Below are 24,057 nucleotides of genomic sequence, written 5' to 3' on the forward strand. Positions count from 1 at the left end.
GCAAGCGAGGTCCCAGCACGTCGTGGCACGGCAAATGGCTTCCAGCGACAGTCACACGGCTGACATTCCTGCCAGTTTCACCCGGCGATCGTCACGCATACAGTGCACGCATTCAACCCCGTTTGACGCCTTGCGCGGATCTGCCATGGACTTCGCCTATACCGAACGCCAGACGAAACAGAGCCATCGCTTCCGCGAAATCGGCCTGGAGCACGCTCGATACACGGACAGCGCAGGCTTCAATTGGCGCGCGTGGCAGGCGGTGACAGACGCCGGGCTCTGGCACCTGACGCTCGCCGAAGGAGACCCTTTCGAATTCGTCGCGGCGTTTGAAGCCCTATCGAGCACGATGCGCTCGGTCGGCTTCGCGATGGCCGTCGCCAATCAAGCCTCTTTGATCGACAGCGTCGGAGCGATCGGAACGTCGGCGCAGCAGGCCGCTCTGTTGCCGCGGCTACTCAATGGCGAGCCGGGCGCCACGGCTATTTCCGAACCCGGTACCGGCACCGAGATTCGCGCGCTGCAAACGCGTCTGGTCGACACGGATAGCGGCTATCGGCTTGACGGCCACAAGTACAACATCAGCCTTGCGCCGCACGCATCGCTCGTGCTCGTCGCCGCGCGCTACGACGCCGAAGCGCAACCTCAAACGGCGCTCGCGCTGATCGACCCGGCGACGGCCGGCGTTGCCCGGAGCAAGCCGCAGAGCACGCTCGGCGTTCGCGACTTGCCGATCGGCGAACTTCGGTTCGACGCCGTCCGCCTCAGCCCCGGCCAGCTGCTCGGTGCGCCGCGCGATGGGCTTCGTTCGCTGATGCGTATCGCCTCGATGAATCGTGCCTATTTCGCGCTGATGTGTGCGAATGTCGTGCAGCCCTTCCTGACCGACGCGCTGATCTATGCAGCCGGGCGCAAGATACTCGACGTGGCGATCGATACGCACCAACACGTGCAGCGCAGGCTCGTCGACGTGCGCATGCGTGCGGAACGATCGCGTTGGCTGGCGCTCGCGGCGCTCGGCCAACTTTTCAGCGCGCAACCGGAAGCGCTCGAGCGCTGCTCGATCGCGAAGATCACGGCCGCGCAAGACCTGACGCAATCGGCGCTCGACCTGATGGCGATCCATGGGAGCGACGGCTACCGCAGCGGCATACTCTCGGCCTTCGTGGCCGATGCACTGGCCATGATCAGTGCGGGCGGGACCGAAGAAATGCACCGCAAGCATATCTTCGCGCACATGCAACGATACCGCGAGCGCGCGACACACGATGCGCACATGCCTGCGGATGCAATCAAGACGGCCGAGCGAGAGTCCCTCGATCGGCCGTCGGCCGCCGCGACAAGCGCGGCGCATTGATTAGGACTCCTTGACGATCTGCTATTGCTCGAGCCGGATATCGCGCGAGGACGCGCCGACGTAGAACCGACCGCCCTTCGCGATCCGCCAACCGTTCTGGCTCGTATCCCAGATGCGCCGCATCTGCGCCGGCACGAGCACGCGCACGCGCCGCGTTTCGCCCGGGTTCAGGCTCACCTTCTCCCAACCGACGAGACGCTTGGGCGGCTCGACCGGATCGTTGAGACCGGCAAGGTAGATCTGCGGCACTTCGGCGCCGGCTACGGAGCCGTCGTTACGCAGCGAGAACGACACGATCGTCGACCCGTCGAATTTCGGGCGAACGCGTAGATCCGAATACGCGAAGTGCGTATACGACAGACCATGCCCGAACGGGAACATCGGTTGGATGTTGTTCGCGTCGTACCAGCGATAGCCCATCTTGAGCCCTTCCGCATACACCGGATTTTGTGCGGGCGTGCCGTTGTTCCAGGTAGGGGTGTCCGCATCGCGCAGCGGGAACGTCACGGGCAGCTTGCCCGACGGATTGACCTTGCCGAAGAGCACGTTGGCGATCGCATTGCCGCCACCTTCGCCCGGATACCATGCTTCGACGATGGACGCGACCTGATCCTTCCACGGCATCAGCACAGGATTGCCGTTTTCGAGAACGACGACGACATGCGGATTGACCTGGGCCACGGCCTCGACGAGGGCGTCCTGGTTCGACGGATTGGAAAGACCGAGGCTATAGAGTTCGCCGAAGTCTTCACCCGACGGTTGCGTCACGACCACGATGGCGACGTCCGATTGTCGCGCGAGATTCACGGCCGCGTCGATTTCCTGCTGCGTGTAGGCTCTGAACGGCGATTGCAAGTCTTCGCTGCCTGCGAAGGTGACCGTCGCACCCGGTGCGAGGTTCTTGATGGCTGCCGTAAGCGGCGTCGGCACCTTGATCCAGGGATTCGGCCACCAGCTGCAGCCCGTCGAAGTCGGGAACGTCAGACCTCCGCAGCCGGGGAACGCGCCCGTCACGGGATCGCGCGTATCGCCAGAGCCGCCGCCCGTGATAACACCGACATCCGCGTGGCCGCCGATGACGGCGATCTTCTTCACGCTCGACGCATCGAGCGGCAACTGACGATCCTGATTCTTCAGGAGCACGATCGATTGCTCCTCGGCGTGCTGCGCGAAACTGCGGGCCGCGCTGAAATCGATCGGCTCGCCGCCTTTCGCGGGATCGTCCATGACACCGGTGCGGATCATGACGTAAAGCTTACGCCGGACCATGTCGTCCAAACGGGCCTGCGTGATCTGATTGCTGCTGAGCGCCTGCTTGACGAGATCCGGCGTGAGGAACACCGTCGGACCGACGTCTTCTTCCTCGTCGAGGCCCGCGTTGATCGCCTTGGCCGTGCTGTGCGCGGCGCCCCAATCCGACTGGACCTGGCCGGGGAAATGCCAATCGCCCTTCAAGACGTCATTGAGCACGTGGGAGTTCTCGCACGCATAGTCGCCGTTGATCTTGTTGTAGCTGCACATGACGCTACCGGGCCGGCCCTGTTCCACGGCGATTTCGAACGGCAGCAGATAGAGCTCGCGTAACGTGCGCTCGTCGATCGTGTCGTTGCCGCCCATCCGATTCGTTTCCTGCTCATTGCCGACGTAGTGCTTGATCGTCGCGATGACGTGACGATCCTGCGTCGCGCGCGTGCGTGCCGCGAGCATCTCGCCGGCAAGCACGGGATCCTCGCCGAGGTATTCGAACATGCGGCCGCCGCGCGGATCGCGCGCGAGGTTCGTCCCGCCGCCGAGCCCCATCGAAAAACCTTGCGCACGGAGCTGATCCGCGATGGTGCGGCCGAAGCGATAGGCCAAGAACCGGTCCCAGCTTGCCGCGAGCGCGATCGTCGCGGGAAAGGTCGTACTCGGTTGCACGGTGCTGCCCGAGCCCGTGGCGGAATCGACCATGTTGATATCGGGGATGTGCAGACGCGGCACGCCCTGGATGTAACCGGCCCCGCCGCCGGGCACGTCGCTCATCTGGTATTTCGAGTGAATCAGTTGCAGCTTCTCGTCGAGCGTCAACTGCTTGACGAGCATGTCGGCCCGGCGGTGCGCCATGTCGTCCATGAACGGACTGTCGGCGACAGGCGAGACCGCGTGTGCCGCCGATTGCGCGAAGAGGCACAGGGCCGCGGATGCGACAGCGAGGGATAGTCGTTTTGCCTGCATGGGGCTTGTCTCCGTGATTAATGCGTGATTAATGCCTTGATCCATGGCTCGGTCATGCACCGCTTTGCGACGGGCGCAATTCGCCGCGAGCGCGAGCGAACGCACGGGACTGAAATCCCGGCACAAAGCGTCTTACGGATGAAACTGGGTCATGCGGCGCGGGCCGCCATTGAAGCCGACGGAATAGACCGGCGACAACGGCTTACCGCGGGATGTAGCGAAACTCCGGGTCTAGTAATAGCGCATAAGTAGCCTGACTACAAGAAGGATTTCGAATTATTTCGAATAGTGTCGAATGCCGCGATGAAATAGGCATTCTTTACTGATAAGCCACGAAAATCTGGGACGCATAAAATCCCGTCGGAAAAATTTATAGCGAAGGGATCCGATGCAAGCGCGGTCCGGGCGGCAGCAGCCTTGTGCGGCGGGCCGCACCCGTTTCTGAGGGAGCCTGGGCATGCGCCTCCTGGTGGAGGGCAACTGTAAGGTCGTGGCTTGCGACGGCTTGAAATTGTTTTGTAGTCGCTTTATATGGTCGGACTTTATGTTGTTACTGAAGAGCTGTTTTGTGAAATCGGCTACATGAGGAATCGATAAGGATGGCGATCTGTCACCTCGACTGTGGAGCGCCCTTCACTTCTTGTCTCTCTCATACAGTTTGTTCTTGTAAGCGTCGTCAACCGATTTATTTTCATCCCACTTTTTATACAGGCAGCACCATGGCCTTTGATATTGGTGTTCGTTTCGGACTCAACGCCCTTGATTGGACGATGAACTGTTGCGAGCGTCAGATTGACGTTTTCGCTAAACGACAGATGAGGGTGATTGCGCAAAACATCAGTTCACCCGGGATGACACCTGAAGGCGCCGTCGGCCGATGCGACCGCCTGCCCCCCCGCCGCGGCAACGGCGGCAGGGAGGCTCGTCTACGTTTTACCAACCGGACTTACTGGCAGGCAAACACGATGACTCCGTTGATATCGCCCGTGTTCGTCAGCTTCGTGCCGTAAGCGAGTGCGATCAGCGGCTTCGATGCGTCGTTGCCCATCGGCTCGGCCATCGCGGTGAAGCCGTTGCTGAATTGCATGCCCTTCGCCGTCACGCTCGATTGCGCGATCGTCGCGTTGACGTCGCTGCCGATGGTGACCGTTGCCGACAGGTTGCTCAATTTCATCGTCGACAGATCGAGCGTGGCCGTTGCGGCCGAGAGCTTGCCCGGCGCAACGCTGCCGGTGACGGCAGTGGGCGACGTCGACATCAACGCCGAGCATGAGAGCGTGCCCGAGGTCGCGGTCAAGGTCAGCGGGTTGCCGACGACGTACGTGCCACCCTGATTGGCAGTGTAGTTGCCGCCGCTCGAATCCGAACCCTGGGTCCAGCGGCCAATGGCGACGTAACCACCGGCGCCATTGATATCGGCAATCGTGCCGCCCTTTGTCAACGTGACCGCGCCATTGGCCACGCCGCTGTTCACCGTCGTAAATGCGCCACCGTATGCTGCTTGCTGGGTGAACGTGGACAGCGACACGCTCGGCGCTGAGAACGACGTGCCCGTCATCCCGTTGGACCGCAGAGCGTTGGCCGAAAAGAGAACCGAAACCGAGCCATTGACGCCCGTCACCGTCGGGGCAGAACCGACAGCCACATAATCGGTGCCCGCCTGCGTGCTCGTGCCTTGGCCATTCGTCGACGTCTGCGTGCTCGTGCCCGAACCGCCGCCCCCGCCCCCGCAGGCCGCCAGCGTCAAAGTCAGAATGGCCGCGGCAATGGCTTGATATTTAGGAGTACTCATTATTTTGATTCCTCGATGAACTACGTTGTATGACTCCGGAATTCGTTGTTCCGAGAGCGTGGTGAAAACGCTTTGTTGCCCGCTTGGCCATTGGCGACCGCCGACGGCTCGCGTCGGCGATTGGTTTGGTCGCGTTAGGAAGCGGCAAACGCGCCGCGATCAACGATGCCTGGCGGTCACTTCCGGCGGGGAGAGCGTTAACGCATCGACACGTCGGACGACAGCCCAGGAGAGCGTGTGCGTAGCGTGCGCGAACGGTGAGAAAGCGGGCGGACATGCCCGGCTTGGCGGCGTTGCATGGAGATGCGAAAGCAGCGGAGACGTCGGCTTTGATCCGACGGTGCTATCCGTAGACCCCGCACGGGATATCAGCACATTCATTGGTCTTGTCTGGCCGAGGCGCGGGCGCGGTGATATGGCGCTCTCTCGCTCGACGTTTTATTTGTTGGTTCATCTTGCCTCGCCGTTCAATGAGTGAATAGCGGAGCAGCCCTTGGAAACTCGTTCGGAATGCTAGCAAGAATCCGCAGACTTTTCGATTCGAAAATGCGTTCGACGCGACGGATGTCGGCGTGTGGGGGCCTGATTGGCGCGATCGCGTAAGGGAATGAAAGGGGCGGCGAAGTATGCGCAGAATCCGCGCTTTGGCTTGCTGCCGCGCGGTTTCGTAGGGGACAAACGGTGGTCGGATGGTAAGCGGCGCAGAGCAGCATGCGCGGCAGTCTTTCTGTTTTCTTTCAATTTCCAGGGCGGCTGCCGCGCTGAGAGCTGTTGCAAAACGTCAACGGTTTTCGAAGTTTTCGAAGGTGATAGGGCCGGGCGTTTCAGGGGCACATGCGCGAAATCGTTTGCCCCTTTCGCTATGTCGTTTCACGGACGAGGCGCATCGCATGCAATGCGCCTCGACATCCGCAATCCGCGCATCGCTATCGCCTACGCGTTGTTCGGTACCGTGTTGCCGGCCGCACGCTTGAGGGTTTCCTGCATCATTCCCGACGACTCCATCAACGCGCGGACTGAGGACTGCATCGCAGTGTAGGCGGCGTCGGAACCGAAGGGAGCGGCCTGCCCAAAGTTGGCCGACCACTGGTCGCGGATGGCGTTGCATTGGCGATGCACGTTTTCGCCCGCTTGTGTCACGGCTTCCATGTACCGCGATTCGATCTGTCGGACCTGCTCACCATACGACTGAGCGTGCTCGATGAATTGCTGCGACTGATCGACCGCGCCAACCGAAGCCGGTAGTCCGGAAGGCAAAGCGGAGAACGCAGCCTGTCCCTCCGCCAGCATTGCCTTGAACGCGGCGAGATTGAGTTCGGTCAGCTTTTGAAAGCGCTCGAACCCGGCACTCTGCAAGCCAAAAAACGCCGGCAAGGTGCGCAGGCCGAACTCAGCGGATTGCTCAAAAACAGTGGTGTTCATTAAATTCTCCTGTATCGACCCGGGACGCGCGTCCAAAGGATTTCGGAGGCGAGAGTCTTGCTAATAAAACAGCAGGTCGGAGCGACCCGCATCTTCAATGCTGCGCCGCAACAATATGCACTGTATACCCTTCCGCTCAGATGTACAGCGATTTCGGAAAAGTGCTGCAGGGCGACCAGGACAAGATGCCGCCGCCGACTTGCGCCGGCCAGATCGCTAGCGCTTTGCATCGGAAATGAGCGCATACTGCCTGCACGCTCTCGCTATTTTGGCGAGCATCGATACCACCGGAGCAGTGTCATGGCAAAAGGTCAGTTGCGAGGCAATCGCGAAGCAAAGAAACCAAAGCAGCCGAAGAAGCCGCCGCCGGTTTCCACACCGTCCAGATCGGCTCCGCCCATCGTACGGTCGAATGCCGAGGAAGCGCTGAAAAAGCGTTGAAGATGAGTTTGGCGAGGCAGGCCGTCGGCATCGCATCGATGCCCGACGACGTTGTCGCGCGTTCGCCCGTTCGCGCCCTGCGACACGCCGCGAACGTGTCAGGTTGCCCCACCCTTCGGCCGTAACGAGCCGGAGCACGTCGATGAGTACACCTGTCGGAAGCTTGGCGAACTGCCAGCCAGGCAAGACAAGGCGCACGCTGGCCATGTTGGTGGCGGGCTGCCTGCTGTGCGCAGGACCGGCGGCGAAGGGCGCGGATGGTGCGGCTGACTTGCTCAACGCGTACCAAAGCCTGCTGCCCAGGCTCGAGCACAACCCGTTCCGGCGCGAACTGTACCTTGATTCGCAGGAATCGCCTTCGATGGTCAAGGGCGAGGTGTATGCCGTGATGGCCTACCCGTTCGCGACCGTTCACGACGTATTCACTGACTCATCTCGCGGCCCGGCCAACTGGTGCGATGTATTGATCCTGCACCCGAACATCAAGTACTGTCGTGCCACCAGCGGCAGCGATCACAACACGCTGCTCGTGAAGGTCAGTAAGAAGGAGGCGGCCGAAGAACCCGGCGCCACATACCGGGTGCAATTCCAGTACGCCGCAGCCACCACGGGCCCAGGATATTTGCAGGTGAAACTGCACGCCGACCGCGGGCCGTTGGGCACGCGCGATTATCGGATCGCTCTGGAGGCGGCGGCGCTGGGTGACGGCCGGACGTTCCTGCATCTGACCTATTCGTATGGCTACAGCACGATCGGGCGTCTTGCCATGAAAGCGTATCTGGCCACCTTCGGTCGCGGCAAGGTTGGGTTCACCGATGTTGCGGATCCGTCAGCGACACGTCCCGAGTATGTCGGCGGGATGCGAGGCCTCATGGAGCGCAACACGATGCGCTATTACCTGGCTATCGATGCCTATCTCGGTGCGCTGTCGAGCCCGCCCGACCAGCAGCTGGCGCGGCGCCTGAACAACTGGTTCGACGCCAGCGAGCAATACCCGCGGCAACTGCACGAACTGGATCGGCAGCAGTATCTGCAGATGAAAGGCGACGAGTATCGGCGTCAGCAGGCAATGCAGTAGCTGAGGGCGCGATGCAGTCGAGCTGCCGCAAGAGATCAGCGGCAGCCTGTTCACGGTCGTAACAAGGCTCGCCCATTCAGCAACGCTCGACGTATCCCCTCTGCATTCGCTCAATCAGTGCGAGCACTTCGGGCCGGCTCTCCCCCTTCGCATGCACGAGGTAAAACCGAACCGGTGATGCCACTGCGTGGCGGCTCACACGGACGAGTCCGCTGCGCCTCAGATACGAATCAGCCAGCGGCGTGCGCGCCAGCGCCGCACCCAATCCTGCCTCCGCAGCGGCCAACACGACCGTGTAGTCTTCGGAACGGCGATCCTGTGTGCGCGGCTTGAGCTGCACGTTCAGCGCTTCGAACCAGGCCCGCCAGCCGGTCGCGTCGGAGTCGTGCAGCAGTGGCACGTCGCCACCAAGCTCGGATCGCAGACTCATGGCAGCCGTCTGGCATCGGCGTTTCCAGAGAATCCGCTGGCTACAACGACATTTTATTCAGCACTCCCATTTCCTCGCGAATGACCGGGCGCGCTATCTGTGCAAACGCACTGACCAGGCGCGTCTGAGTCTGGTAGGGCGGGAAGAGCAGCGCAACCTCGCTCGGTATATTCACCGCAAACGGCCGCATTTCGATTCCTCCATTAAGAATTTCATCGCGCGCTGCCAGCGGGTTTACCAGACTTATGCCCATACCTGTGCGCACCAACGCGCAAACTGATGAACCAAGACTCGCCTCGGCGACGATCTGGCGCGGCACATGCTCGGCCGCAAATACATCGTCAATTGTGGATCTAAGCGCACTTTCTCCGGTGGGCGCTATGAATCGCTGATTTGCGAAGTGCGCGGGCTTCAGCCTGCGCAGACGGCAGAGCGGGTGCCCCTTTGGCAGCACCGCCACGCACCGTAGGGTCGCAATCGTCTCACGGCGGATGCGAGGTGCATCCCCAGTCAACAGGGCCAAGCCTGTATCGCAGAAACCGGAACGGACCCACTCCTCCACATTCACCGCGTTGCCAGAGTGAATTGACACCAGGACGTCCGGGTGCGCAGAGTGGAATTCTGCAACGATCTTAACGAGCAGATCGCCTGCCAGCCGCGGCATCGCGGCGATGCTCAGCCGCGCGGCGCTGAACGAACGGATATTGGCAGCCACCGATTCGAGTTCCGCCAGCCCGGCGAAGGTACGCTCCACTTCGCGATGGAAACGCAATCCATCCTGGGTTGGAGTGAGCCTGCTACCGTTCCGTTCGAAAAGCGGAAATGCCGTGATCGTTTCGAGCTGCGATATCAAGCGGCTCACCTGCGGCTGCGATGTGTGCATCGCGCAAGCGGCGCGAGTCATCGAGTTTGACGACATGACAGCACGGAAAGCCTCAACGTGGCGAAACCCTAACTTTAGCTTCTGCATATCAATTGTGTATCGAACGATGCGAGAGACGCATTGGACTTTAGCATAGTGGTGACCGATATTTGTTCGCAGTTCAGCCAGTTCCGTTGTTTTGAATCGCACCACGCCTGTTCGAAATCGCGGTCAAAAATTCTCATTGAGGGACGCAACATGAAAGTTTCTTCTATCCTGACCGCTGCGATGACGCTCGCCGGTGTTTACGCAGGACTTGGCCTGACAACCGTAGCTTCCGCGGATACCGCCAGCCGGCTGGACCGGATCAAGGAAACCCGCACGATAACGCTTGGCTATCCGACCACGTCGCTGCCCTTCGCGTATCTCGACAATGCACATCAGCCGGTCGGTTACTCGGTCGAAATATGTCAACGTATAGCTGCACGTCTGAAGAGCGCGCTCGGCCTTGCCGATCTGAAAATCCGCTATCTGCCCGTGACGTCGGCCACGCGTCTGCCGCTATTGGCGAATGGGACAATCGATCTGGAATGCGGCAACACGACGAACACGGTCGAGCGCCAAAAGCTCGTGTCGTTCGCGCCGACCACGTACATCGCGAAGGTCGTGCTCATGGCCCGGAAGGACAGCGGGCTTGACGTGAACGTGCCCGCTGCGTTCAGCGGCAAGACCGTAACGAGCCTTGCGGGTGGCCTGGATCTGCAGGTCATCCAGCAGATCAGCTCGCAACAGCATCTGAACATTTCGGTGCTGCCAGTCAACGACGCGGCCGCCTCTTTCATTGCAGTCAAGACCGGCCGCGCGATGGCTGTCTCGACGGACGACGGACTCGCCTACGGTCTCGTTGCAACTGCAGACCGACCACAGGACTATGTGATCGGCACAAAGGCGATGCTCCTCGCGCCTTATGGCATCGTCGAGCCCAAGGACGATCCCCGTTTCAAGAAGGTCGTGGACGGCGCAGTGCTCGACCTCATGAAGTCCCGACAGATCTATACGATCTACGACAAATGGTTCAACGCGCCGGTGCCGCCAAATGGCATCAATCTGAAGTATCCGATGAGCGCCGAACTCAAACGTGCCATCGAGCATCCCTCCGATTCGGGCGATCCTGCGGCTTATCAGTAAGCCACCTGAGCAACCACACTTCGAGCCTGCGCAGTCATGAACTATCAGTGGAACTGGACAAGTTTCAACGACCTGTCGCCTGACGGTGTCCACACCTATCTGCAGACACTGCAGATAGGCGCATGCTGGACCATCGCACTCGCGTTGAGCGCTTATGTCATCGCACTGCTCCTTGGCTCGATGATCGGCGTAATGCGCACGGTCGATTCGAAGATCGCGCGCGCTATTGCGGCAACGTATGTCGAGTTGTTCCGCAACGTGCCTCTGCTGGTGCAGATGTTTCTCTGGTATTTCGTGCTGCCCGAGTTGCTTCCCAAGCCACTCGGCGCCGCAATCAAACAAATCCAGCAGCCGTGGGGCCAGTTTTTTCCCGCGCTGCTCTGCCTCGGCTTCTACGGCACTGCGCGTATCGCGGAGACCTTGCGCTCCGGTATCCGGTCGCTGCGCGCAGGCCAGCGGCAGGCGGCGCTCGCGCTCGGCCTATCCGGCTTCCAGGTGTACCGCTTCGTGATCCTGCCGCAGGCATTTCGGGTCGTCGTGCCGCCGCTCACCTCTGAGTTAATGGCGACGATCAAATACTCCTCAGTCGCGATGACGATCGGCTTGCTTGAACTCACAGGTGCAGCGCGATCCATGCAGGAGTTCAGTTTTCACACCTTCGAAGCGTTCAGCGCCGCGACGATCGTCTACTTCGCAATCAACAGCGTGGTCGTCTATGGATTGATGCTCGTCGAACGCAAGCTGGCCGCGTCATCGTCCAGACCGCGCAAGGCACCATCCGCGTTGCCACTGTCCGAAGTCGAACAATCTTAGGAGCGACACGATGACCTTCCTCGGACTGAAAGAGATTGTCGCTTCGTTGCCATATCTGCTGAAAGTCGGCCTGACTTTTTCCGTGACGCTCACCGCACTCGCTGCCGTGTTCGGCCTGATGCTCGGCACGCTGCTCGCGCTCTGTCGCATGTCTCCCTCCAGGCTGCTATCCGTTCCCGCAACGCTATTTGTGAACGGCATGCGCTCAGTGCCGCTGCTGCTGGTTATCTTCTGGTTCTATTTCCTCGCGCCCTACGTCGGCGCCTGGATCATGCATTCGCCTACGCCTGTCGAGGTGGGTGCCTATCGTTCCGCCGTCATCACGTTCACGCTTTTCGAGTCGGCGTACTTTTGCGAGATCATGCGCGCCGGCATCGCGTCCATTGCAAGGGGACAGGTGGAGGCGGGTCTCGCGCTCGGCCTTACTTATCGACAGACGATGATTACGGTAGTGCTGCCTCAAGCGGTGCGCAATATGGCGCCGGCATTGTTGACTCGCGTGATTACGCTGTTCCAGGACACATCGCTCGTTTATGTGCTTTCGATGACTGATTTCTTCGGCGCAGCTTCCGAGATCGCCGCTCGCGACGGCAGCACCGTGCAAATGTATGTGTTCGCCGCAGTCGTCTATTTCGTTATCTGCTTCGGCGCATCCCGCTTCGTCAAGCGTTCCGAAACCGCGCGGCACGCGCACTGATCCGGCCGAGGAATCCCAATGATCCAGATTGAAAATGTCAGTAAGTGGTACGGCACCTTTCGCGTGCTGACCGACTGCAGCACACAGGTGGCCGTAGGCGAGGTGGTCGTCGTGTGCGGTCCGTCCGGTTCGGGAAAATCGACGCTTATCAAAACCGTCAATGGACTCGAAACTGTCCAGCGAGGCGAAATCCACATCGATGGAATCGGAGTCACGGGACCGCGCGTCGATCTCGGCAAGATCCGCTCGCGCGCAGGCATGGTCTTCCAGGGTTTCGAACTGTTTCCGCATCTAAGCGTCCTCGATAACCTGTGCCTTGCTCAAACCCGCGTACTTAAACGGGATCGCGGCACGGCGCAGAAGCGGGCCATGCAGCTTCTCGAGCGGGTCGGTCTCGCGGCGCATCGGGACAAATATCCTGCAGCGCTTTCGGGCGGACAGCAACAGCGCGTGGCGATCGCTCGGGCGCTCGCTATGGATCCCGCAGTCATGCTGTTCGACGAGCCCACTTCGGCGCTGGACCCCGAAATGGTCAACGAAGTGCTCGACGTGATGACCGATCTTGCCCGCGATGGCATGACGATGATGGTCGTCACCCACGAAATGGGTTTTGCCCAACGCGTCGCTGATCGCGTCATATTCATGGACGGCGGGCGCATCGTTGAGGATTGCACCAAGGACGACTTCTTTGGCGACACCGTCGGACGCAGCGAGCGCTCGCGCCATTTCCTGTCGAAGATTCTCCGTCACTAGCCTTTCAAACGAGCCGACATGCTGGACTTTCCCATTTTTGATTCCCGTCACGCGCGTCACGCGAAACTGACCGATCTGCGCAGCGATACCGTCACCCGACCCACAGATGAAATGTATGCGCGCATGCGCGAGGCGCCGGTCGGCGATGATGGCCTTGATGGCGACCCGACCGTACAGGCGCTCGAAGAGGCTGTGGCGACGATGCTGGGCAAGGACGCCGGGCTCTATGTGCCCACCTGCACAATGGCGAACCTTCTCGCGGCGCTCGCTCACACGCGACGACACGAGCAGGTACTACTCGAGTCTAACGCCCATATGTTCGCCACCGAGCGCGGCGGCTCGTTGCTGGCTGGCCTTGCTTACACGCCAATCGAAGGCAAGGCCGGCGCGATGGATCTGGACCGGATCGAGGCGGCGGTCCGGCCGGGATCGTACAGGATCGGTGTTGGCCTGATCGCGATGGAGACGTCGCACAACAACGCCGGTGGCGCTGTATTGCCGCTCACGCATATGCAGGATGTACATGAGATTGCGCGGAGGGCCGGCGTGTCCGTGCATATCGACGGAGCGCGCCTGATGAATGCAGCGGCCGCGCTCGAGGTACCGGCCGCGACGCTTGCGCAACATTCGGAATCCGTTTCATTATGTCTCTCCAAAGGCCTGAGCGCTCCAGTTGGCGCGGTGCTCGCGGCGAGCGAGGCGGCGATCGCTACCGCAAAGGGATATCGCAAGATGCTCGGCGGCACGCAGCGCCAGGCAGGCATCATGGCCGCCGCCGGCCTTGAAGCCCTGCAAACGATGAGCAAGCGACTTCGAGACGATCACGCCAGGGCACGCGTGCTCAGTACCCGCCTGAACGACCTGGGGGCATCCTTTGCCGCAGGTGAGCCTCAAACCAATATCGTGCAGGTACAGGTCGGTGGTACCGGCATGCCGAGCCATCAATGGGTCAGAGCGCTAGCTGAATTCGGTGTACTGACGCGCCCGTGGGGCGAAAAGGTTATCCGGTGCGTGACCCATCGGCATATTGACGATGCCGATATTAGCCACGCCGTCGAAGCGTTTGCGCAGGTGTTCGAAAAGCGGGGGCACGCGTGAACAGACAGGCCGCTCAAACTCCGGTTCAGGACGACGTGCCTGCCGACGCATGTGATGCTCACATCCATATCTTCGACACCAGGTTCAAGCAGACGCTTGCTGCCGATGACATGTCGGGCGTGCCGACAACCGTTGATGACTATCGGCAGGTTCAGCCGAGTTTCGGCACGACCCGAACGGTGATTGTCACCCCGCGGAATTATGATGTAGACAACGCCGTGACTCTGGACGCTATACGCCAGCTAGGCATCGACCGGGCGCGCGGCATAGCGACCATTCGGCCAGACATCACAGATGGCGAACTTGATACGCTTAACGCCGGCGGCATCCGCGGCATCCGGTTCACGCTCTACACGCCCGATGATGCTCCCACCAGTTTCGAAATGGTCGAAACTTTGAGCCACCGGGTGCACGAGCTCGGCTGGCATCTACAGCTTCACTGGACCGCCGCGCAGATCGTCGAGTACAGCCATTTGCTGGATCGCATCCCTACCGAGTTCGTTTTCGACCACCTGGCCCGCTTGCCGGTGCACTCTGGACTATCGCACCCTGCCAGTCGACTTGTCGAACGATGGCTGACTACCGGCCGCGCGTGGCTCAAGCTGTCAGCACCTTATCTCGACTCAGTCGTCGGAGAGACCGGCGCCTTTTCAGATATGGACGCCATGGCTCAACACTGGGTCAATGTTGCTCCGGATCGTCTGGTCTGGGGCAGCGACTGGCCGCATACATCAATGAAGCCAGGTCCGCAGCCGTCAAACATCATTGCGAGTCTGAACCGATGGACCGGATGCGCCTCGACCCGCCATCAGATCCTCATAGATAACCCCGAAAGACTTTACGGCTTCCGAGAACCTGCACCGCACCGAAGTTGATCCCGTTGCCCGAGGCCACCTGACTGGCCAGGCTTCCCGCCATCCCACTCGCGATGCCGACGACGATCGACCCGCCAAGGGTCATCGTCGCCAACGTGGTGCCCATCGCTGCTGCTGCCGCACCCGCCGTCACAACCGACGCGGCGACCTGGGCGAGATGTTGCAACAAGCGCGCGAGACGATCGACAAGCTCCCGCCGAAGGCTGCGGGCAAGCGCGTCGAGTTCCTCCGCAACGTTTTCTACGTCCAGACAGTCGAGCCGGCCTGACCGCAGCTTTGCAGCCTCGTCGCGTGCCCAAAGGATAAAGTCCGAGTCGTAGGCGGCGGCCGGTTGTGAGGACCCACTTCCCACACTACAGTTCGGCAAAGCTCCATGCCCGGCCAGATGCCCTACGATGGAAATATTGCTATCGTCATTCCCTTGGCGTCCCACGGCGACTCACTGGAGATGTCGAGCGTTGTTCGTGCGTTGCCACTTCCAACCGGGGCAACCACGCGAGCGGCACGCCGACCGAGTCAATTTCTCACGATCCTGCGCATGATGCGACTGGGTGGCATCTCGCCGCGCAACGACTTTCACCTCGGACCGAAGATCCCTTTCAAGTTCCGGCATTCGCGTGCCTTTTGATAGCAGCGACGTCATGTGTTGGCATCATATCGGCGATCGAAGAAAGCCACTTCAGCGCCCCCAACTCCTTTTTGCTCACGTTATAGCCTGCTCGAATTTCGACGCGTGAGAGCGCCGCACATCGATTCTTTCGCACTCCTAATCTTTGTTCGCCACTTCGTCGAAAGTTGGTCAGATTCGAATCGGCGTTGACATCGAAAGGTCGCGAATCAACGATGGCGTGCTAACCCCGACGGGCTGATTGTATCGGCCCCTCGGGGTTAGCTGGAAGGGATGGAGAGTGCCGGACAAGCGCGGCTAAGGGGGAAGCGCCGTCGCCAGCCCGTCAGACCAAGACGGCACAGCAAGGCCTTACAGCAGGGCTTCCAAGCCCTTGCGATCAACCAAGTCGAGCAGTTTCAGCGACGGGCCGTTCGGATGCTTTTGCCCCTGCTCCCATTTCTGTACCGTCGAGATGCTCGTGTTCAGGCACGCCGCGAACACTGCCTGACTAGCCTTCGCGCGCTGGCGCAGTCGCCGAATCTGCGCCGCGCTGTATTGCTTGATCGGTGGCAGGCACAACGCGTCGAACTCTCGCATCGTCACCGCATCCATCGTCCCAGCTCGATGCAATCCTTGCGCCGTCTCGTGCAACACCTTCAGCAGTTTGTCACCCATCGCTCTCTACCTGATATAGCTCGCCTGCGCGCAGGTCCTTGAGCAACGCCCGAGCGTCATAGCCGAACAACTCCGATGCCATCCACTTCAACGCTCGCAGTTCCTTTTCGCTCACATTGGCCCGCTCGTTCTTCGCGAAGCCAAACACGAAGAAGGCTCAATCGCCCACCCGAAACGCCAGCAACGTGCGCAATCCGCCACCCTTACCTCGTCCGCCGATACCTACCCGCTTCTTGAACACTTGACCGCCAAGATTCGCATCGATCAACCCCCGGCTCATCTCGTCCACCGCATCCAGCAGCACCGCATCTGTCACACCTTCCTTGTCGCCCCAGCGTGCAAACCACCTAGTCTTGAAGACCCGCATTCTGCTCTGTTTTTCTGTCTCACATTGTAGCACTCTGTGCTATAGATCATCACCGCCCTCGCTAGCCGCCTCCTCATCGAGTGCGGCCAGTAAATGTACCGCCGTAGGCTCGCCGTCTCCGAGATCGATCCGATTTTGCCACTTGAGCAGGTGCGCCAGCAGCACAGCCATGCGGTTCCCCAGTTCACGCTGTTGGCTCTTACCCACGTCCTCGATTTCCTCCGCGATGTGTTTTCGATGTCCAGCGCCGAGAACTTACCCGCGCGCAACAACGCAGCCTGTTCGTTGGCCGATGCCACCACGTCCTTTCGTAGCTCGTTCCCATTTTTCGGCCCCTAATGTCCAGCGACAATTACTTTTGCCGGCGCATTGACTCAGGTTTTTTGCTACCAGGCGGCGGCTGTTGCCTCATGTAATTTGCTACCCGTCAGAATGCTGGTGGGAGCGACTTATGACGAGGTGACAACACGACGGGAATTGACTGAGGCAGTTGGTGAGCGGTACCGCCGTTCTGACCGGGACGAGAAACGCCAGATTCTGGACGAATTCATTGAATTGACGGGTTATCACCGCAAGCACGCGATCCGCGTGCTGTGCCGGGAGCCCCAGCCATCAGGTAAGAAGCCCGGACCTCAGCGACGCTATGACGACGAGGTGCGTGCCGCGCTGATCACGCTGTGGGAGACTGCCGACCGGATCTGCGGCAAGCGGCTGAAAGCGCTCATCCCGACGCTGCTCGAATCGATGACACGGTATGGTCACCTGACGCTATCAAAGGACGTGCGCCAGCGGCTCAAGCAGATCAGCGCCGCCACAATTGACCGGCTGCTGCGTGACGTACGCGAGCAGGCATTCAGCGGCCAACGACGGCGCGCTGGGGGAATCGGCAATGCGATTCGCCGTGCGGTCCCGATCCGCACCTTCACTGACTGGAATGATCCTCTGCCCGGTTATCTCGAGATCGATTTCGTCGAGCACTGCGGGGGCACCAAGATTGACGGCGACTTCGTACACAGCCTGGTCATGACGGATATCGCGACAGGCTGGACCGAATGTCTGACCATGCCATTTCGAAGCGGTGCGTTTGTCGTCGAGCACATCAAGCGGGTCAGTCATGCATTACCGTTTCCACTGCGCGGTCTCGACTGCGACAACGATTCCGCTTTCATGAACGAAACCGTATTTGACTTCTGCAGGGCCACGGGTATCGAGCTGACGCGATCTCGTGCTTACAAGAAAAACGATCAGGCGTGGGTCGAGCAGAAGAATGGCGCCATCGTGCGCCGCCTCGTTGGCTATGGCAGGTTGCAAGGCCTCGAAGACACGGAAACACTTGCCTCGCTTTACCAGGTGTCGCGGCTCTATATCAACTTCTTCCAGCCATCATTCAAGCTGAAATCGAAGACACGTCACGGCGCGAAGGTGACGAAGCGCTATGAAGCACCCCTGACGCGCTTGGAGCGCGTCCTGCGCGCTGCCTCGATACCAGAGGCAACGAAACGCAGTCTGCGTGCGCGGTTTCGTGTGCTCGATCCTGTGGACTTGCTGCGTCAAATGCGCAAAGCGCAGCAGCGCGTTGCCGAATGCAGCGCTACCGGCGGTGTACCGACGGAGGCCAGGACAGGGAGCGACGTTCCACTCGCGGACTTCCTGGCGAGCCTCGGGACAGCGTGGCAGGCAGGTGAAGTCCGGCCGACGCATCACCGAAGAGCGCGAATCCCGCATGACTGGCGCACTCGCGAAGATCCGTTCGAACATACGTGGCCGAAAATACAGCAATGGCTCGAAAGCGAGCCTGGCATCACGGCGAAGAAGCTACACGAGCGTCTCACCGCGATGGCTCCCGCCATGTATTCCACCGCCCAGTTGCGCACCCTCCAGCGGCGCGTGAAGGCATGGCGATCGAACCGCGCCAGAGAACTGGTGACCCGGATACTCGGTGACGCCGACGCGATGAAGGCTGGCGCCGCTACGCAGCGCCAGCCTTCATCGCAAAACAATCGGACAGTGACAATTACCCGGGGGTAACATCATCCCGTGAGGCAACACGGCGGCGGTTGTAGTTGACGCCAGACACCCTAAGCTCAGTCACGCATGGCGCCATTTTATCCACTCCCGTAAGTTCATCTACTCTTCCGTCTCACCCCCGGCTTTGCAGCCCGTCTTCGCCTAGGCGAGGTGCTGCGATGGGGATTTTTTGCCCAGACGCGGTTTTGCAGCCCACCGACGCGTCGGCGAAGGAAGTTAAAGCGCGATGGCGCGCGAAAACCGCGGCGCCGATTCTATCGGCCGATGGGCAGAGCGCGGAAGGGAGTGAGCCGCCCTATGCGGCTATGCCCGAGCTAATCGAGGATGCCACCAATGAGTTGACGGGTTCCTTCCGGCTGCTCATTCAACGGCTCCTAGACCATCTGAAGGACCTCGAGCGTCAGGTCCGCGAGCTCGAGCAGCAGATCCAGGCCTGGCACCGTAGCGACGCCGCCAGTTGCAAGCTTGCAAGCGTGCCCGGCATCGGACCGCTCACGGCCAGCGCACTGGTCGCGTCTATCGGCGACGCAAAGAGTTTCAAGAACGGACGGCAACTCGCGGCGTGGCTTGGCCTGGTGCCCAAACAAAACTCCAGCGGAGGAAAGAACGTTCTCCTCGGCATCAGCAAGCGTGGGGATACCTATCTGCGAACGCTCCTCATTCACGGCGCGCGTTCCATCATGCAGGTTGCCGAGCGCAAGCAGCAAAAGGACGGCTGGTTGCACGGACTGCTACAGCGACGAAATTCAAATGTCGCGGTCGTCGCGCTCGCGAACAAGAACGCCCGGATCATATGGGCACTTCTCGCTCACGACCGAGAGTTCCGACTTGATTACACGTCTGGCGCTGCGGCTGCGTAATCAGGTCGGCCGATAAACAACTGACTGAAGCGAGGCGCAAACCACCGATTGCTCGGGCAATCATGACGTGATGGCGAGACCGGTAAGACCGTGGTCGGGAAACTCTGAGTACACCACTGTGCAAAGAGCACGCGAATCTGATGAGGGACCGACCAGCATATTCCATCAGGGACCGCCGGCCTACGCCGGATAGCGAAGTCCGGATGCATGGCTGCAATCGTTACCTTGATCCCGTTACAAATGACAGCTTGGCAAGCCGGGGGCGTCCATGCATGGTGTACGGGGGGAGTTGAGGCGGGAAGTTGAAGGCGGTGGAGGTTTCAGCTGAGAATCTGATTGTCGAAGTCGGAAACCAGCAAAAAAGCAAACCATCCACCATGAGCAAGGATACGGAAAAAGCAGTCGTCGGTCTATCGGGAGCCGGGCTTGGTCTGGACGAATTGGTTCGTCACGGGGCGCGGCAAGTGATTCAACAAGCTTTCGAAGCGGAGTTGGCAGAGCTGATGGAGCGGTTCGCGAACGTCAAGACTTTGCACGGGCAACGCGCCGTCGTGCGCAACGGTTACTTGCCAGAGCGCGAGGTGTTGACGGCCGCCGGGCCGATCGCAGTGAAGGTGCCGAAGGTGCGCGATCGATCGGGATCGGGCGTGAAGTTCAATTCGACGATCGTGCCGCCGTACGTGAGGAAGTCGCCTCGCGTGAGCGCGGCGCTGCCGTGGCTGTATCTGAAGGGCATCTCGACCGGCGACATGGGGAAGCGTTGAGCGTGCTTGCTGGGCGATGACGCCAAGGGCTTGTCGGCCAACGTGGTGAGCCGGCTCAAAGCGCAATGGACCGAGGAGCACGTGGCTTGGAGCCGGCGTGACATGCCCGAGTCGCACTACGTCTACTGGTGGGTCGACGGTATTCAAACGGGGCTGCGCAGCGAGAACTCTGACGGGCAATGCTTGCTTGTCATCATCGGCGTGAAACCGGACGGGACCAAAGAGCGTGTGGCGATCGGCGATGGGTATCGCGAGACGAAAGCGTCGTGGCAGGAGCTACTGCTCGACCTGAAAATGCGCGGCCTGAAGGCAGGGCCACGGCTGGCGGTCGGTGACGGCGCCATGGGCTTCTGGGCCGCCCTGGAAGAGGTGTTTCCGGCCACACGTGGCCAGCGCTGTTGGTTTCACAAGATGGGCAACGTACTGAACGCGCTGCCCAAGTCGCAACAGGCTCGCGCGAAGGCCGACATGCAGTCGATCTGGAGGGCGGCGACCCGCGCCGACGCGCACGCCGCGTTCGATCGTTTCGTGTCGATCTATGCGGCGAAATATCCGAAGGCGAGCGAGACGTTAAAGAAGGACCGGGAGAGCTTGCTCGCGTTTTACGAATTCCCTGCCGAGCACTGGCAGCATTTGCGCACGACCAACGCGATTGAATCGACGTTCGCGACGGTGCGCCACCGTACGACGCGCACACGTAACTGCGTATCGCGCCCCACCTTCCTCGGACTGGCATTCAAGCTGATCGAGGAAGCCGAGAAAACCTGGCGCCGTATCAACGGCCCTGAAAAGATTGTGCTGTTGCTCGAGGGCATCGCCTTCAAGGACGGCGAACCGGTGCAAGACGATCGACCGGTTCAGCAGAAACTCGCCGCTTGAAATCGACCGTCACGATGCTGCCCATACACCAGACTTGACGTTAGCTCTGGCTCACGTCGATGGCTTCCACTTAGCTACTGCCCTGCTCGTCCGCCTCTTCGGCGTCGAGCGCAGCTAGCAGGTCAGCCGCCGTCGGCGATTCGTCGCTCTCATCACAGCCTCTCGGCACCGTGCGGCTCAGCCGCGCCCGACGCGTTGCCGAATGGATATCCTTCAGTGCCCGGATGCTCAACCGAGCGTTCAGGCCCGGTGTATCCGCACGACGCGTCGTGTGGATACATTCCCTATCCTGTCCGGAAGGTCTCTCGCTTTTTAGTGAACGATTCCGTGGATTTCCGAGTGGACGACGCCGAGGCCCGATCGTGGAACAGCACGCGGATGAGGCGCGCACCTTCGCGCGGCACGTCGTCCATGCCGGCTGGATCGCGTGCGCACACGACGATGGACGAACTGGCGCAACGAACCCGGCACCGCGTCCACGCCGACCACAACGCGTTTCAATCTGAAACACCCGGCCAGGCCCTACACCGTAAGGACTTCGGGCGATTCAGCCGCTCCCGGCGCGCCCACCTGCTACACTTTTTCGTGTAACGCATCAAACCCAGTACCAACAAGGCTTGCAGACCGATCAGCACGCGTTTTGTTGCGTGCGTAATGTCTGTGGCTATTCAAGGGGGACTTTCAGAATGAAACACCACCAGCAATTGCGCAATTCGATGCCCGCACCGGCCGATCGGCAACCCGGCGAACATCGCGCTATTGCCGATGCGTGGCTGCGCAGCGCGCTCGACGGAATCCGGCAAATGCACCTCAACGAGAACACGCGTCGCGAGGTCGCAAAGCGGCTTTTCTAGTGCTCAAGCACCGGCGCGCAACCACCAACGAATAGCACAAGCGCCGTCACGCTCGCCGACGCCACAAAGCACGAACCCGGCCGGGTTCGTCTCACACAACGAATCCCGACTCCAGGGGAGTAGATCGTGTATATCGCTAATGTTGGTCACGTAGCTGACGAGCAAGAATTACTTCATAAGCATCCTTCTCACTACATCGAGCCCTAGTCGCCTCATCTTCAGTTATCTCGATTTCAACCATCTTCACAACGAGTTCGCCCGCGTCATATCGTAAATAGTAACGCTCTGACCGCTTGATGATCTCAATGCCGAAGCCAGTAAATTGGATCTCGTCACTCATAGCTGCCTCAATCAGAACAATGGACCAACGGTGTAAGTACCCGGGTGGGCGGGATCAATTGTGGCTTCAGGAATTCCACCGCTTGTAACCCCTCCAGGAATCCACTGTGAGTTTGCACCAAGTTCGTTCCCACTTGGCATGCGCAATCCATAGGGGTTCGGTATGTCTATCCGAACCGGCGATGTGCCCAGCGTACCCGCGTCCAGTCCAAGCAAACCCTCCAGCTCAGGCACGCTGCCGCCAGCCTGCCCGATGATTTGATTAGCTACTGACGTCGGCATTACAAACGTTCCGCCCGGCGGCCCGACAACCCCCGTTGGGGCAGCACTGGATATTTTTGTCACGCCGCCTTCGAATTGAGATTGTTGGCTGTCTATGTAGTCTTGCGAGAGGTAGGTACTCGGGTCTGGTCGCGACCCTTTGGGCGTCGACAGAATTGTTTCAATCGTCGATTGGTCAAGGGCTCCGCTGTCTGTGGCCGCCGTACTCGGGCCGGCTCCGGCAAGTCCCGCTGCCAACGCCCCCGCGCCTACCGTGACCGTTTCCGTCTCGACGCCGGTCGATGGACCGATGCTGTCCTGCTCGCTGCCCTCCATCGGCGGCTCTAGCCGTACCGGCTTTACGGTGTCATTCGGGTCCTCTCCGCATCCGTGCGCACAAGCATTATTCAGTGTCTCGTTTGCAGCAGAATTCACCGCCCCGGCTGCGTTCTGCCCCAACGCGGCCGCGATGCCCCCACCCAACAGCGTCGTGCCCGCCGTAATAATTGCCAGTTGCGCGGGATCCGTCACCCCTTGGCCGTTGGTCACCGCCTTAGCGATATCGTTGGCAGTCAGGGCCGACACCGCCCCGCCAATCGCCCCATATCCAACACCCGAGGCAACCTTCGTCTGCAACGCCCGCAAACCTAGACGCAGCTTGGCTTTGCAGCCCGTCTTCGCCTAGACACGGTTCGGCCAGGGGGATTTTTTGCCCAGACGCGGTTTTGCGGCCCACCGACGCGCGGGCGAAGCAAGTTAAAGAACGATGACGCACAAACGCCGACGGGCCGATTGTATCGGCCCGTCGGGATAGTAAGAAGGGATAGAGATGCCGCACAAGCGCGGCTAAGAAGGAGGCGCCCGCCATACATGCTCACGGACGTTAAAAAGCCAGCCCGAAGGCTGGCTTGCAGATTTCGGACGCCCCAGGACGACTGCCCCGAGACCTCCAATCAGTCCGGCATAAACTCTTCATCCAACACCTGCTCCATGGACCACGGGCAGGTTTCGGGGAACACATCGAGTCCAGTTTCGCTGACTGCCTGTGCGAGAGCCTTTGCCCATACAACGCGCATCCACTCGGCATCGGCTAGCTTCGGTTTCAGGCTGGGAGCCTCGTCCAGAAGGTAAGCAACGTCCAGCCGTTGAGCCTTGATAGTTCTTTGCCAACTTGCGCCCCGCCGCGCGGACTGGAACTGCCACTTGAGCAGATGCGCCAGCAGCACGGCCATGCGGCTGATCAGTTCGCGTTGTTCGCTCTTACCCACGTCCTCGATTTCCTCCGCGATGTGTTCGATGTCCAGCGCCGAGAACTTGCCCGCGCGCAACAACGCAGCCTGTTCGTTGGCCCATGCCACCACGTCCTTCTCGTAGCTCGTTCCCATTTTTCGGCCCCTAAG

General features: G+C 60.4%; 20 protein-coding genes and 4 pseudogenes. 12 read left to right on the top strand and 12 right to left on the bottom strand.

Annotated elements, in window-relative coordinates:
• The first annotated feature begins 145 nt into the window (after positions 1–145).
• Positions 146–1,357 carry an acyl-CoA dehydrogenase family protein gene (locus tag C0Z19_RS07535; protein WP_102609194.1) on the top strand — a complete coding sequence of 404 codons (1,212 nt, stop codon included), beginning with the start codon at positions 146–148 and terminating at the stop codon, positions 1,355–1,357.
• Positions 1,358–1,378: 21 nt separating this feature from the next.
• On the opposite strand, the gene C0Z19_RS07540 is transcribed toward C0Z19_RS07535, so the two are convergent.
• From C0Z19_RS07540 to C0Z19_RS07550, 3 genes are all read right to left on the bottom strand, one after another.
• Entirely contained in the window at positions 1,379–3,571 is a 2,193-nt protein-coding gene (locus C0Z19_RS07540; RefSeq protein WP_102609195.1) for a beta-glucosidase, read from the bottom strand.
• A gap of 946 nt (positions 3,572–4,517) precedes the next feature.
• The gene (locus C0Z19_RS07545; RefSeq protein WP_102609196.1) at positions 4,518–5,363 is read right to left on the bottom strand and encodes a hypothetical protein; all 846 of its coding nucleotides are present in this window, start codon (positions 5,361–5,363) and stop codon (positions 4,518–4,520) included.
• Between the two features lie 933 nt (positions 5,364–6,296).
• Positions 6,297–6,821 (bottom strand): phasin family protein, encoded by a 525-nt coding sequence (locus tag C0Z19_RS07550; RefSeq protein WP_233196041.1) that lies wholly within the window; start codon positions 6,819–6,821, stop codon positions 6,297–6,299.
• A gap of 547 nt (positions 6,822–7,368) precedes the next feature.
• On the opposite strand from C0Z19_RS07550, the gene C0Z19_RS07555 reads away from it, so the two are divergent.
• Positions 7,369–8,304 (top strand): hypothetical protein, encoded by a 936-nt coding sequence (locus C0Z19_RS07555; RefSeq protein WP_175084016.1) that lies wholly within the window; start codon positions 7,369–7,371, stop codon positions 8,302–8,304.
• 76 nt (positions 8,305–8,380) lie between these two features.
• Here C0Z19_RS07555 and C0Z19_RS07560 read toward each other — a convergent pair.
• Both C0Z19_RS07560 and C0Z19_RS07565 read right to left on the bottom strand, forming a co-directional pair.
• Positions 8,381–8,707: pseudogene (locus tag C0Z19_RS07560) on the bottom strand (LysR substrate-binding domain-containing protein); the annotation flags it as partial.
• 67 nt (positions 8,708–8,774) lie between these two features.
• Complete coding sequence (locus C0Z19_RS07565; protein WP_233196042.1) at positions 8,775–9,809, bottom strand: LysR substrate-binding domain-containing protein; 1,035 nt, start codon at positions 9,807–9,809, stop codon at positions 8,775–8,777.
• Between the two features lie 45 nt (positions 9,810–9,854).
• Here C0Z19_RS07565 and C0Z19_RS07570 point away from each other — a divergent pair, with 45 nt between their 5' ends.
• From C0Z19_RS07570 to C0Z19_RS07595, 6 genes are read left to right on the top strand one after another with little or no spacing between them, the layout of a single operon-like run.
• Positions 9,855–10,784, top strand: a complete 930-nt coding sequence (locus C0Z19_RS07570; protein WP_102609201.1) for an amino acid ABC transporter substrate-binding protein — start codon at positions 9,855–9,857, stop codon at positions 10,782–10,784.
• Positions 10,785–10,820: 36 nt separating this feature from the next.
• Positions 10,821–11,597, top strand: coding sequence for an amino acid ABC transporter permease (locus C0Z19_RS07575; protein WP_102609202.1), 777 nt, complete (start codon positions 10,821–10,823; stop codon positions 11,595–11,597).
• Between the two features lie 10 nt (positions 11,598–11,607).
• Positions 11,608–12,294 (top strand): amino acid ABC transporter permease, encoded by a 687-nt coding sequence (locus C0Z19_RS07580; protein ID WP_102609203.1) that lies wholly within the window; start codon positions 11,608–11,610, stop codon positions 12,292–12,294.
• An 18-nt stretch (positions 12,295–12,312) separates the two neighbouring features.
• Positions 12,313–13,047: an amino acid ABC transporter ATP-binding protein gene (locus tag C0Z19_RS07585; protein ID WP_102609204.1), complete on the top strand. Its 735-nt coding sequence runs from the start codon at positions 12,313–12,315 to the stop codon at positions 13,045–13,047.
• Positions 13,048–13,065: 18 nt separating this feature from the next.
• Positions 13,066–14,145 carry a threonine aldolase family protein gene (locus C0Z19_RS07590; RefSeq protein WP_102609205.1) on the top strand — a complete coding sequence of 360 codons (1,080 nt, stop codon included), beginning with the start codon at positions 13,066–13,068 and terminating at the stop codon, positions 14,143–14,145.
• On the top strand, positions 14,142–15,020 hold the full coding sequence (locus C0Z19_RS07595) for an amidohydrolase family protein (protein ID WP_175084015.1): 879 nt from the start codon (positions 14,142–14,144) through the stop codon (positions 15,018–15,020). The genes C0Z19_RS07590 and C0Z19_RS07595 overlap by 4 nt, the downstream gene beginning before the upstream one ends.
• Here the strand turns inward: C0Z19_RS07595 and C0Z19_RS28195 are convergent.
• From C0Z19_RS28195 to C0Z19_RS07615, 4 genes and pseudogenes are all read right to left on the bottom strand, one after another.
• Positions 14,962–15,453: a DUF29 family protein gene (locus tag C0Z19_RS28195; protein WP_199180763.1), complete on the bottom strand. Its 492-nt coding sequence runs from the start codon at positions 15,451–15,453 to the stop codon at positions 14,962–14,964. The genes C0Z19_RS07595 and C0Z19_RS28195 overlap by 59 nt on opposite strands.
• Before the next feature lie 546 nt (positions 15,454–15,999).
• Complete coding sequence (locus C0Z19_RS07605) at positions 16,000–16,305, bottom strand: helix-turn-helix domain-containing protein (RefSeq protein WP_102609206.1); 306 nt, start codon at positions 16,303–16,305, stop codon at positions 16,000–16,002.
• Positions 16,298–16,672: pseudogene (locus tag C0Z19_RS07610) on the bottom strand (type II toxin-antitoxin system RelE/ParE family toxin). The gene C0Z19_RS07605 and the pseudogene C0Z19_RS07610 overlap by 8 nt, the downstream one beginning before the upstream one ends.
• A 135-nt stretch (positions 16,673–16,807) precedes the next feature.
• A pseudogene (locus C0Z19_RS07615) lies at positions 16,808–16,997 on the bottom strand (DUF29 domain-containing protein); the annotation flags it as partial.
• Between the two features lie 107 nt (positions 16,998–17,104).
• Between C0Z19_RS07615 and C0Z19_RS07620 the strand changes: the two are divergent.
• The 4 genes and pseudogenes from C0Z19_RS07620 to C0Z19_RS28445 all read left to right on the top strand — a co-directional run bounded on the left by C0Z19_RS07620 (position 17,105) and on the right by C0Z19_RS28445 (position 22,057).
• On the top strand, positions 17,105–18,700 hold the full coding sequence (locus C0Z19_RS07620) for an integrase catalytic domain-containing protein (RefSeq protein WP_102609207.1): 1,596 nt from the start codon (positions 17,105–17,107) through the stop codon (positions 18,698–18,700).
• 158 nt (positions 18,701–18,858) lie between these two features.
• Complete coding sequence (locus C0Z19_RS07625) at positions 18,859–19,560, top strand: IS110 family RNA-guided transposase (protein ID WP_233196043.1); 702 nt, start codon at positions 18,859–18,861, stop codon at positions 19,558–19,560.
• 377 nt (positions 19,561–19,937) lie between these two features.
• Positions 19,938–21,203: pseudogene (locus C0Z19_RS07630) on the top strand (IS256 family transposase).
• Between the two features lie 686 nt (positions 21,204–21,889).
• Complete coding sequence (locus C0Z19_RS28445; RefSeq protein WP_175084013.1) at positions 21,890–22,057, top strand: hypothetical protein; 168 nt, start codon at positions 21,890–21,892, stop codon at positions 22,055–22,057.
• Between the two features lie 136 nt (positions 22,058–22,193).
• Here C0Z19_RS28445 and C0Z19_RS07635 read toward each other — a convergent pair whose 3' ends face one another.
• The 3 genes from C0Z19_RS07635 to C0Z19_RS07645 all read right to left on the bottom strand — a co-directional run bounded on the left by C0Z19_RS07635 (position 22,194) and on the right by C0Z19_RS07645 (position 24,042).
• Positions 22,194–22,397 (bottom strand): hypothetical protein, encoded by a 204-nt coding sequence (locus tag C0Z19_RS07635; protein WP_102609208.1) that lies wholly within the window; start codon positions 22,395–22,397, stop codon positions 22,194–22,196.
• A gap of 11 nt (positions 22,398–22,408) precedes the next feature.
• Positions 22,409–23,293 carry a hypothetical protein gene (locus tag C0Z19_RS07640; RefSeq protein WP_102609209.1) on the bottom strand — a complete coding sequence of 295 codons (885 nt, stop codon included), beginning with the start codon at positions 23,291–23,293 and terminating at the stop codon, positions 22,409–22,411.
• A 317-nt stretch (positions 23,294–23,610) separates the two neighbouring features.
• Positions 23,611–24,042 (bottom strand): DUF29 domain-containing protein, encoded by a 432-nt coding sequence (locus C0Z19_RS07645; RefSeq protein WP_102609354.1) that lies wholly within the window; start codon positions 24,040–24,042, stop codon positions 23,611–23,613.
• Between the last annotated feature and the right edge of the window lie 15 nt (positions 24,043–24,057).

Origin of the sequence: Trinickia soli (assembly GCF_002879855.1) — a bacterium.
In the GTDB taxonomy this organism is placed as follows: domain Bacteria; phylum Pseudomonadota; class Gammaproteobacteria; order Burkholderiales; family Burkholderiaceae; genus Trinickia; species Trinickia soli.